At 58.0% G+C, this 10,073-nt stretch carries 13 protein-coding genes; 7 read left to right on the top strand and 6 right to left on the bottom strand.

The annotated features are described in order from the left end of the window. Positions 1 to 121 precede the first annotated feature (121 nt). From QMQ05_RS11145 to QMQ05_RS11130, 4 genes are all read left to right on the top strand, one after another. Positions 122 to 1,315: an SH3 domain-containing protein gene (locus QMQ05_RS11145; protein WP_345470056.1), complete on the top strand. Its 1,194-nt coding sequence runs from the start codon at positions 122 to 124 to the stop codon at positions 1,313 to 1,315. Positions 1,316 to 1,415: 100 nt separating this feature from the next. After that, positions 1,416 to 2,513, top strand: a complete 1,098-nt coding sequence (locus QMQ05_RS11140) for a 4-hydroxy-3-methylbut-2-enyl diphosphate reductase (RefSeq protein WP_345470054.1) — start codon at positions 1,416 to 1,418, stop codon at positions 2,511 to 2,513. A 62-nt stretch (positions 2,514 to 2,575) separates the two neighbouring features. Continuing rightward, entirely contained in the window at positions 2,576 to 3,661 is a 1,086-nt protein-coding gene (gene ychF, locus QMQ05_RS11135; protein ID WP_345470052.1) for a redox-regulated ATPase YchF, read from the top strand. A 128-nt stretch (positions 3,662 to 3,789) separates the two neighbouring features. Further along, positions 3,790 to 3,960, top strand: coding sequence for a hypothetical protein (locus QMQ05_RS11130; RefSeq protein ID WP_345470050.1), 171 nt, complete (start codon positions 3,790 to 3,792; stop codon positions 3,958 to 3,960). 14 nt (positions 3,961 to 3,974) lie between these two features. On the opposite strand, the gene QMQ05_RS11125 is transcribed toward QMQ05_RS11130, so the two are convergent. The 6 genes from QMQ05_RS11125 to QMQ05_RS11100 form a co-directional block, all read right to left on the bottom strand. Continuing rightward, entirely contained in the window at positions 3,975 to 4,673 is a 699-nt protein-coding gene (locus QMQ05_RS11125; protein WP_345470048.1) for an SDR family NAD(P)-dependent oxidoreductase, read from the bottom strand. Between the two features lie 232 nt (positions 4,674 to 4,905). Further along, positions 4,906 to 5,133, bottom strand: coding sequence for a hypothetical protein (locus QMQ05_RS11120; RefSeq protein ID WP_345470046.1), 228 nt, complete (start codon positions 5,131 to 5,133; stop codon positions 4,906 to 4,908). A 173-nt stretch (positions 5,134 to 5,306) separates the two neighbouring features. Beyond that, positions 5,307 to 5,561, bottom strand: a complete 255-nt coding sequence (locus QMQ05_RS11115; protein WP_345470044.1) for a type II toxin-antitoxin system VapB family antitoxin — start codon at positions 5,559 to 5,561, stop codon at positions 5,307 to 5,309. Positions 5,562 to 5,704: 143 nt separating this feature from the next. Further along, positions 5,705 to 6,094, bottom strand: a complete 390-nt coding sequence (locus tag QMQ05_RS11110) for a VOC family protein (RefSeq protein WP_345470042.1) — start codon at positions 6,092 to 6,094, stop codon at positions 5,705 to 5,707. Positions 6,095 to 6,229: 135 nt separating this feature from the next. Then, positions 6,230 to 6,643: an alpha/beta hydrolase fold domain-containing protein gene (locus tag QMQ05_RS11105; protein WP_345470041.1), complete on the bottom strand. Its 414-nt coding sequence runs from the start codon at positions 6,641 to 6,643 to the stop codon at positions 6,230 to 6,232. Between the two features lie 146 nt (positions 6,644 to 6,789). After that, positions 6,790 to 7,587, bottom strand: coding sequence for an SDR family oxidoreductase (locus QMQ05_RS11100; protein ID WP_345470039.1), 798 nt, complete (start codon positions 7,585 to 7,587; stop codon positions 6,790 to 6,792). Here QMQ05_RS11100 and QMQ05_RS11095 point away from each other — a divergent pair. The 3 genes from QMQ05_RS11095 (at position 7,586) to QMQ05_RS11085 (ending at position 10,040) form a co-directional block, all read left to right on the top strand. Next, positions 7,586 to 8,203, top strand: coding sequence for a TetR/AcrR family transcriptional regulator (locus tag QMQ05_RS11095; protein ID WP_345470037.1), 618 nt, complete (start codon positions 7,586 to 7,588; stop codon positions 8,201 to 8,203). The genes QMQ05_RS11100 and QMQ05_RS11095 overlap by 2 nt on opposite strands. A gap of 425 nt (positions 8,204 to 8,628) precedes the next feature. Then, positions 8,629 to 9,168, top strand: coding sequence for an ArsR/SmtB family transcription factor (locus QMQ05_RS11090; RefSeq protein WP_345470035.1), 540 nt, complete (start codon positions 8,629 to 8,631; stop codon positions 9,166 to 9,168). Then, positions 9,168 to 10,040, top strand: coding sequence for a M23 family metallopeptidase (locus QMQ05_RS11085; protein WP_345470033.1), 873 nt, complete (start codon positions 9,168 to 9,170; stop codon positions 10,038 to 10,040). Before QMQ05_RS11090 ends, QMQ05_RS11085 begins: the two co-directional genes overlap by 1 nt. Positions 10,041 to 10,073: the final 33 nt, after the last annotated feature.

The raw sequence follows: 10,073 nt of genomic DNA, 5'->3' as shown, positions 1-10,073 counted from the left end.
TAAGCCGTGCACTGAGTATTTCCAACAATTCGGATAAGTGTTCATGATGCCCTTGCTCCGGAACAATCACGCGCGGACACTGGTGTACACAGGGGGATCATTTTCAAAAGGACGCACTGTCATGTTTGGGGAAAATTTCCATCACTCCGCAACACGCTCACTTGGAGCGGTAGCGCTCGCCGTGGGCATGCTGGCAGGTTCGGTTCCGTTAGCTGCAGGCGCCATGGCAGGGCAACAGTTGGCGCCGGCTACCCGATCGGCCAGTCTTAGTATTGCCGCTGAAGTGTCCATCGACCTACCGGCGCGGGTGCGCACCACGGATAATCTGAATTTGCGTACAGGCCCCTCGACCGCCTACCCGGTTCGGGTCAGTATTCCAAAAGGCACCTCAGTTCCAGTCTTAGGGCGAGCCTCAACCGGCTGGTATCAGGTCAGCTATAACGGTCGCACCGGCTATGTCAGTGACTATTATGTGGTGGTGGCGAATGTGCGCACCCTTGATAGTTTGAATCTGCGTACCGGTACCTCCACGAACTACCGGATCCTGATCACTATCCCGAAGGGCAAAACGGTACCCGCATACGCCAGAGCCTCTAACGGCTGGTATCGCGTGAATTACGGTGGGCATACCGGCTGGGTCAGCGGCAGTTATGTAACCACCTATCCCAAACCACCCTCGGCACCATTGCGCTCTGGGCCCAATCGCACCTCAAAGGTTGTACTGACTTTTGATGATTGCCCGAGTTCCTTGAGCTCCTACAAATCGACCATCGACTATGCTGCCAGCGCCAACATTGGATTGGTATTGGCTCCGACAGGAGACTGCCTCTCATCCTATAAGTCGCGGTACGGAGTTGATCTGGCTAGCCTGGCCCGGGTCAAGGGACAATGGGTCATCAACCATTCAATCAGCCATCCGGATCTGCGACCGTTGAGCTGTCGACAGGTTGGGACGCAACTGGGCGGCTCCGGGGTGCATACCAACTTTGGCCGTCCGCCCTACGGCGCGATAGATGGCTCGGTGCGCTGCGGCTATGACAGTCGAGGCATGGCCATGTGGGCGTGGACTCGAGACACCGAAGACTGGAAGGTGAAATCCAAGTCGATCACCATTAGTCGTGCCTCTGCGGCGGTACCGGGTGACACCGTCTTAATGCACATGCAGTGGTACGGTTTCTCACCCGATTCATTGCGTCAGATCAAGGCTAATCTGGCCAAACGAGGTGTCGGGGTTTGCAGAGCATACCGTGGCAGCGATGGCACTGGCGCGATTGTCCGCACCAGCGTGAAACTGCCCAGTTCGCTACCTTGCTAGTTGTCCTGGGTGCAGGTGGAGGTGGAACTCACAGCCGGTAGACGGTGGCACGGGTCATATGAGCATGGGCTAACTTGCATGCAGTTCGTAGACTAGAGGTATGGCTACTTCCACTTCCATCCCGGTATCGCTGCCAGTTCCTCGGATCCCGCGCGTTCGACGCACCCCGGCCGAAATAGCAGCTGCCTCCCCGCAGGTATCCGAGCGCAAGGTTTTGCTCGCGGCTCCGCGTGGCTACTGCGCCGGCGTGGACCGTGCCGTGGTGGCCGTAGAAAAAGCTTTGGAGCACTACGGACCGCCGGTTTACGTGCGCAAGCAGATCGTGCACAACCTGCATGTGGTTTCTGAGTTGGAAGCTCGCGGAGCGATCTTTGTGGAAGAAAACGAAGAAGTTCCCGAGGGTGCCCTCGTGGTCTTCTCCGCCCACGGTGTCTCTCCGGCAGTAGTTCAGTCCGCTGCAGACCGTAACCTGCAGACCATTGACGCGACCTGCCCGCTGGTGACCAAGGTGCACCGCGAAGCCGTGCGTTTTGCCAAGAATGACTATGAGATCCTGCTCATTGGTCACGAAGGTCACGAAGAGGTTGAAGGCACCTACGGTGAAGCACCGGAGGTGACCACCATCGTGAACAACCCCGAAGAGGCTGACACCGTCCAGGTGAAGGATCCGGACAAGCTGATCTGGCTTTCACAGACCACCTTGAGTGTGGATGAAACCATGGAAATTGTGCGTCGCCTGCGCAAGCGTTTCCCTAACCTGCAGGATCCACCCAGCGATGATATTTGCTATGCCACGACCAACCGTCAGGCGGCCATCAAGAACATCGCGCCACAGGCTGATCTGGTGATCGTGGTTGGTTCTGCTAACTCCTCGAACTCGGTGCGCCTGGTCGAGGTTGCCCTAGATCATGGGGCGAAGGCCGCCTACCGTGTGGACTTCGCCAATGAGGTCGACGAGTCCTGGTTTGAAGGTGTCTCGACCGTGGGCGTGACCTCCGGTGCCTCCGTACCGGAGGTTCTGGTGCGCGAAGTGGTTGCGTTGCTAGCAGAGTACGGCTTCAACGATGTCTCCGAGGTGACCACCGCAGAGGAAGACATTATCTTCTCACTGCCTAAGGAAATCCGTGGCAAGCTCAAGGAAGCTGGCGACGAGGAACGCGCCCTCGGTGGCCGCGGCTCCCGCCCTCAGGGCAACTAAAGAATTCACGCGTCAGTAGATCATTGCGCGTTCATAACTAGTAAAAGGTAGAATTTTCTCCCGTGGCTCTTACTATCGGAATCGTCGGACTGCCCAACGTCGGCAAGTCCACCATGTTCAACGCGCTGACCCGTGCTCAGGTGCTGGCAGCCAACTACCCGTTCGCAACCATTGAACCCAACGTGGGTGTCGTGCCGTTGCCTGACGCACGGCTCAAGGTGCTTGCCGGAATCTTCGATTCTGAGCGCATCTTGCCAGCGACCGTATCCTTCGTGGATATCGCCGGCATCGTCAAGGGTGCTTCGGAAGGCGAAGGCCTGGGCAATAAGTTCCTGGCCAACATTCGTGAAGCAGACGCGATCTGCCAGGTAACCCGCGCGTTCGTGAACGACGATGTTATCCACGTGAACGGCAAGGTTGATCCGGAATCGGATATCGAGACCATCGCTACCGAGCTGATCCTGGCCGACCTGCAGACCATCGAGAACCAGCTGCCACGCCTTGAAAAGGAACTGCGCAGCAAGAAGATCGAAAAGTCGTTCATGGACAACCTGCTGGCTGCCCAGAAGGTACTCGAAGAGGGCAAGACCCTGTTTGCTGCCGGCAAGGCAGCCGGTGTGGACTTGGAAGAATTGGCTCCAATGCAGCTGATGACCACCAAGCCATTCATCTACGTGTTCAACACCGATGAGGCTGGTCTGGTCGATAAGGAGATGCAGGCTAAGCTCTCCGAGCTGGTGGCTCCAGCCGAGGCGATCTTCCTCGATGCACAGTTCGAAGCCGAACTGGCAGAGCTCGAAGAAGACGAAGCCGCCGAAATGCTTGAGGATGCAGGCATCGAAGAGTCCGGTCTGGATAAGTTGGCTCGTGTTGGTTATGACACCCTGGGTCTGCAGTCCTACCTGACCGCCGGTCCTAAGGAAACTCGTGCCTGGACCATTCGCCGTGGTGCTACCGCGCCGGAAGCTGCCGGTGTGATCCACACCGACTTCCAGCGTGGCTTCATCAAGGCTGAAGTTGTTGGCTTTGACGATCTGGTGGAAGCCGGTTCAGTGGCAAATGCCAAGGCTGCGGGCAAGGCTCGTATCGAAGGCAAGGATTACATCATGAAGGACGGCGACGTCGTGGAGTTCCGTTTCAATGTGTGATGTGAGCTGATCCTGCTCCGTGAGCCCCGTCGATCTTCGTGATCGACGGGGCTTTGTGGTCCCCTTCTTGTTCTTCCGCGTTGAGTAACCAGCGTGATCGTAGTTGATAGCTCAAGGAGGTGGCTTAGATGGCATCCATCATCGTGCGCGGTCTGGATGAGCACGTGAGGCATCATTCGATCGTGATGTTCGCCCACTTCGCGTCGACACGTGGTGGAGTTCCGGCTCGACGTTGGCCACTGCCCGGTCGCTTGGCGAGGCTAACCCATCGGTGCGACTGGCAAGGTGCTACGCGTTGACCACTATTGAGGTGTCACTGACTCGTATAGGTCTCTTTCAGGACTGCGTCCGCTTCCTCGGATTCGTCGATGTAGAAGCGCTCCGCGGCATCCCGCTTCTGATACATGTCGAAGTATTCGTCTGCGATGTTCGCAGCCGAGAAGTAGGTGCCCTCTTGGATGACTCCGGCGATGGAGAGCATCCCCACATAGACGCCCTGACTCGCCAACTCTTCATGGAGGCAATGGGCATAACTGCGAAGCCCCGACTTGCCGATGCTTAACGTCGTCAAAAACGGCGTGACGGTCAGCTCGGTTGCTCCACCGCCGGTAAAGAAGATGGTTCCCTGCTGCCTGTCCACCATCTCACCGATCACCTGCTGCGCGCTTGAGATACCGCCGATGATGTTCACCTGCAGATGCTGATTCGCGATCTGCGCCGTTGTTTCTGCGGCCGAGACCGGCGCGATGACACCCGCGTTGTAGATGAGCACATCGATCTGCCCGAAAGTCTCCCGCACTTTGGAGAACGCTCCCGCGAGCTGCTGCTCGTCCGTGACATCGGCTGCGAAACCGGCGCTCGTGATGCCCTGCTCTGACAGTGATGCCTGAAGAGCGTCGAGATTCGTCTGGTTTCTCGCGATCAGGGCAACCTCGAAGCCATTCTTACCGAACTTTTCGGCGAGACTGCGGCCGAGCCCCGGCCCCGTTCCTACCACTACCAGAGTGCTCATATACACCTTTTCCGTGCCTCGAGAGATACGGCGGATACCACTTGGAAGCGGTTCCGCTCTGTATCGAACTTATCACGGTACCCAGGCTGAAACGCGTCGGCCAAGTTGCAGAGGTTGGTCGGTGCTGGGCCTGGTGGAATTCAGGTTCAATGTGTAGTTCACTCAGCGCAGTGCCCCGGTTTCTATCAGGAAATCCGGGGCATTTGTGCATTCTGGCTTGCTTCGAAAAATCTCATCCAGCGATGTATTCTTGGCGGACGGTACCGTTCGTGGCTGCCTCAATATAGCCGAAGTCTTGATCTGAGTTCAGAACGACAGCATCATTGACGACGGCGTAGGCGGCAATGAGGCAATCGAATGCTGCCGCAGCACGCATCAGTCCGTTGTCCCAGAGGGCTTGCTGGATGTCCAGTACGGTGGATTCGTTCGGGTGTTCCCAGGCTCCCAGTAGTTCATCCATGTCTTTCCTGAGCTCGTGGTACTCCTCTGCGGTTCTGGCGGAGTGACAGTACGCGAGTACCTGGGGCGGGCAGGTGATGATCAAGTGCTGAGGGGATAACTGCCTGAGTCGCTGTGCGATGGCGGGACTGGCGGATGCCTTTTGCCAAATGCTGTTGTCAACCAAGTAGATCGTCATTCGGAAACTGCTCTGGGCGGCGGGGTCCTACCTGCAGGTGGTGCGTCTGCAATCGGGGAAATAGTTGGTGCATCGATCTGACTGGGTTCGAAACTGCGGGAAATGATGCGTTCGACGACGGCCGGCTGCTGGCGGACGGCAATTAATATCCGAAGCGCTAGATCGACGGTCTCACGAGTCGAGCTGGTTCCTGCCAGTCGCTTAGCTTGATTGAGTTCAGCCTTGTTGATGTCAACTGAGGTAATTGCCATGAATCCTCACTGTCTTATATAAGTCATTATATAACTGGATTAATGGGCTGTCGAGGCGGATAACAGCCCGCAGAGGTTGGTATGTGCGGCGACGTGGTAGAGGTCCGGTTTAACGTGTAGTCGCGTTTCGGTGCGGCGTCTCGTCAATTCGTGGCTTGGACGACCTGCACCAGGTGGCCGTCTGGGTCCTGAGCCCAGGCGATCAGCAGACGATCGAGCCAAGGCTCTGGTGGCTTGACGGGCGTTGCACCGAGGCTGATGAGCATCTCGTAGCCTGAAGTAACGTCGTCAGTCCACAGGATCACTGCCGCACGCTGGCCGTCGGCGATAGGGTCGAGGCCGTGGTCTTCACGAGTGCTGGACTCGGTGGCCAGACCGAGGCGGTAACCGTCCAGGGCGAGGTCTACATGGATGGGTGTGCCTGCACGTGGTGTGCGGAAAGCCTCGTCGAAACCGAGCGCGCCGTAGAACGAGACCGCGCGGTCGATGTCGCGAGTGAACAGAACAACCTGAGGAGTCCGAAAGTGTCCCATCCCTCAAGTCTGGTATCGAATGTCTCTCGGTGCAACGGTCGGTGCCGACGACGCGGACACGGCCCGCGCATGAACGGCAATTGCTAGGTACCTAAACTCGGCCCGGTTCCGCTTCAACGTGGAGCTGAATCTCCGTCAGGACTGGAGCTCGTCCGTCATTGAACCACAGGGTTCCAGCGTCGATCCGAGCTGTGCATACAAAATTGTGGCGACGGAATCCAGCGCCGCCGCGCCCTCGTACAGGGCTGAGGTGAAGCCTTGGAAGACGTGGGGAACACCAAGCGTGATCTCAAGGGGCACCGCATCGTCGGCCTCGGCCGCGCGAGCGGCTACTCGTAGAGCATCGTCGAGGAGGATCTCGTGAGATCCAGCTGGTATAAGTAGTGCGAATATTCCAGAGGCGAGCAATCCGCGGTAGGCGGTGACGGAGTCCTCGACGGCTGCCGGGAATGGATGTTCGGGCGCGGCGAATCGGTACTCGATGCTGACCCCACGCATTCTGGTGCGACCAATGATGCCGGCGACCAAAGCGGCCCAAGTTGTGGCCAAGCCCCGAGTTTAGGCACCACCGGGAAGATAGAACTACACTGCCTAGCTATCGGTTCCGTCGACGGAGGCGGCGACGATCGGGACGCCGCCGAGATCGCGTGGGTCTTCGCCCAGCAGTTTTTCAATGCTCAGTGCTTGCGCGCGACTCATGCGGCACCGCCGTTTGCGTACAGCACCTGGCCGTTGATCCATCGCACCGAACCGGCAAGCGCGGAGACAACCCCGGCGATGTCTTCGGGGCTGCCAAGACGCTCCATGGGGTTCATGCCCGCTATGGTGTCGATGAGCTGCTGCGACTTACCCTCGCGAAATAGTGGGGTGTCGGTAGGGCCAGGTGCGATCGCGTTGACTGTTATGTCGCGGCCACGCAATTCGCGAGCGAGGATGAGTGTGAGTGCCTCCACCGCGCCCTTCGACATCGCGTACGCCGCGTAGCCCGGCGTCTGGAGACGGGTGATGCTTGTGGAGAAAGTGATAATCGCGCCGCCAGCACGCACACGGCGCGCAGCTTGCTGGGCGACGACAATGGTGCCCCGCACATTGATGCGCTGCACCTGGTCGAAGGTCTCCAGGTCCAACTCGACCACAGGCGCGAGCGGCATGATTCCGGCTGTGTGCACCACGACGTCAACGCCACCGAAGGATGCGTCGGCCGCGTCAAACAGTGCGCTCATGTCGGCATCGTCTGCGACGTCTCCGGCGAACGAGATTGCCTGCCCGCCCCGGGAACGGATCGTCTCGACCAGCTCTTCTGCTCGCTGGCGATTGCCACTGTAGTGGGCAACGACTGCGAAGCCGTCGGCTGTGAGGCGTTCGGTGACCGCTCGGCCGATGCCTCCGGATGCGCCGGTGACAATCGCGGTGCGTTGTTGCTTGATACTCATGGCAGCTCCTTGATATGAACAATTTGTACATAAAGCACGATAGGCTATTATGAACAACATGTCCATAAATGGTTCGTTAGGCGAGAATCAACCGCAGCGACGGGGGCGTGGGCGAAGGCCGGCCGCCGAGGTCCGGCGGGGAATCGTTGATGCTGCGGCGTCGTTGCTCTTCGAGCATGGAATGATCGCGGTCACCTTTGACCGGGTCGCCGCCTTGGCTGGCTCAAGCAGGACGACCCTGTACAAGTGGTGGCCCAGCGTCGGCGCTTTGGCGGCAGAGGCTTATTTCGCTTATGTTGAGCACTCCCTTGAGTTCCCGGATACCGGAGACATCGAAGCCGACCTTCGCACTCAGTTGCGTGCCTTTGTTCGGCTCATGACCGAGGAGGGTGCTGGTTCCGTCATCACTGAGCTGATCGGCGCGGCACAAAACGATCCTGCCCTCCGTAAGGCGTTATCGGCGACGTACTCCCGGCCCCGACGTGATCTGGCGCTGGCTGCTCTTCGGCGTGCCCGCGCCCGAGGCCAGCTTCGAGACGACTTCTCCCTCGACATCATCGTCGACCAACTCTGGGGGGCTTGCTACCACCGTCTCCTCATTCCCGATGAACCGCTGACACTCGGCTTCGCCGACGAGCTCGTCCGAAACGCTCTTCGCGGTGCGGGGACATCGTAGGGCGGACGTCATCCAGATATTCCAAAGCCTGGAGTGCAAGATCGTAGAACTCCATAGTCATGACGGCTGCGAGTCGACCGGCGCCGCGGAAGGTAATCTTGAAGGCTAGCGCAGTACTGTTTTGATGAGATCGGCCTGGCGGTTGTGGGGTGGATAATTTCACGGAAGTAATGCCTCAATGATGCATCTTTAACAAGACAGATAATGGGTCGTAGCTTGCAGAGATTGGTACGTTTGGCGACTTAGTCGAGTTCGGATTTAGTGCCTCGCGGCGAGTGGCAATATCACTTTTGCGCAAGCACTGGATCTCACTGTGGGGTCCGGCACTTGTGCTTTGTTAGGCTCCAAAGGCCGGAATGATGCTCTCGAGAAAAGTCGCTCGCGAGAGCGTAGTTCGCTTTTTTGGAATATCGTACTATTGGAGTATGGAAAGTGATCTTGAAGACCTCCGACTGCGACTTACTGAACTGACCGAACGAATAGAGCGGCTTGAATCTGAGCGTGAGGTCAAAGAGTCGCCCTTGGTTGCCGATTCTGTGTTAGATGAAGAGCAATTTTGGGCACTGCACGGACTGCGGGCGCGACGTGAAAACCACCCCAATACAGTCGGTGGAGCGGTCTTGATTGTGGGCAGTCTTAATTTGCCAGACGGCGCACCGGTTGCATGGCAGCAGAATGCTGGGACTGACGGTCTATTTGAAACCGACTGGTCAGATTTTGCCGGATCGTTCAGCGCGCTGGGGCATCCTGGACGTTTGGAACTTATCCGCCAAATCCTCTCGGGTGTGCATACAACCGCGGAACTTTCTGAAATCGCGTCGCTTGGAACTACTGGGAAACTGCACCATCACCTGCGGCAACTTGTCGCAGCAGGTTGGGTACGGCAGAGCGGACGTGGGAGCTACGAGGTTCCAGCAGCCCGCGTTGTTCCGTTGCTTGCATGTCTAACGGGTGCTGGACATTGATGCGCATAGTATTGGCGATATATCGCGTGCGCGGGGCACTCTACTTTGTGGCAGCCGGTGTTCTTATTGGCAATGCGCTTTTTGGCCGGCTTATCACCGCCGAAGGGGCACTGCCATACCGGAATGTGGTGGTATGGGTCGCGATGGCACTTGCTGCACTCTGTGTCGTCCTGACGTACTTGGTTCCACGCCTTCTGCCGCAACAATCTTCACGATCGGTACTTGCCCCGGTTGTTGGGCGTTGGCAGGCATTGAATAGTCCGGCGTCCGCAGTTCCGAGCCATGGTGTTCGGGCGTACGGACAAGCTTATGCAATCGACCTCGTATACGACGATAGCCAAGCGCCTCGTCCCGAATTTGGTCAGACCATGATGAGTAACCCGAACAAGTACCCCGCATTTGGACAACCGGTGTACGCCATGATCAATGGCACTGTCGTGCGAGCTTCCGATTGGCGCAGGGACCACCGCACTCGATCGAACGCGTGGGGAATCGTGTACATGATGATCGAAGGTGCGCTTCGGGAGCTGGGCGGCCCTGGGTTTGTGATTGGAAATCACGTTGTTATTCGCGGTGACGACGGAGTCTTTGCTGTCGTTGCGCACTTGAAGCGGGGGTCGGTAACGGTGTCAATCGGGCAACGCATCGGTGCGGGCGCATTGGTGGGACACTGCGGCAACTCGGGCAATAGCAGTGAGCCACACGTGCACGCCCAACTCATGGATCGCTCGTCGTTTTGGACAGGGCAAGGAATTCCGATGGGTTTTTCAAACATCGCCAATGGTGACGAAACTCCGGCCACAAGCACGGAATTGCCAGAAAACGGTGAACATCTCATTGCGCGACCCGCGAGAACTGCCACAGAGAATTGATGCTGAGTCACGCGTACCTGTATGGGGCTGGAG

The sequence above is a fragment of the Glutamicibacter sp. B1 genome (assembly GCF_039602135.1).
GTDB lineage: Bacteria > Actinomycetota > Actinomycetes > Actinomycetales > Micrococcaceae > Glutamicibacter > Glutamicibacter ectropisis.
This window is presented reverse-complemented; position numbering and strand designations above follow the sequence as displayed.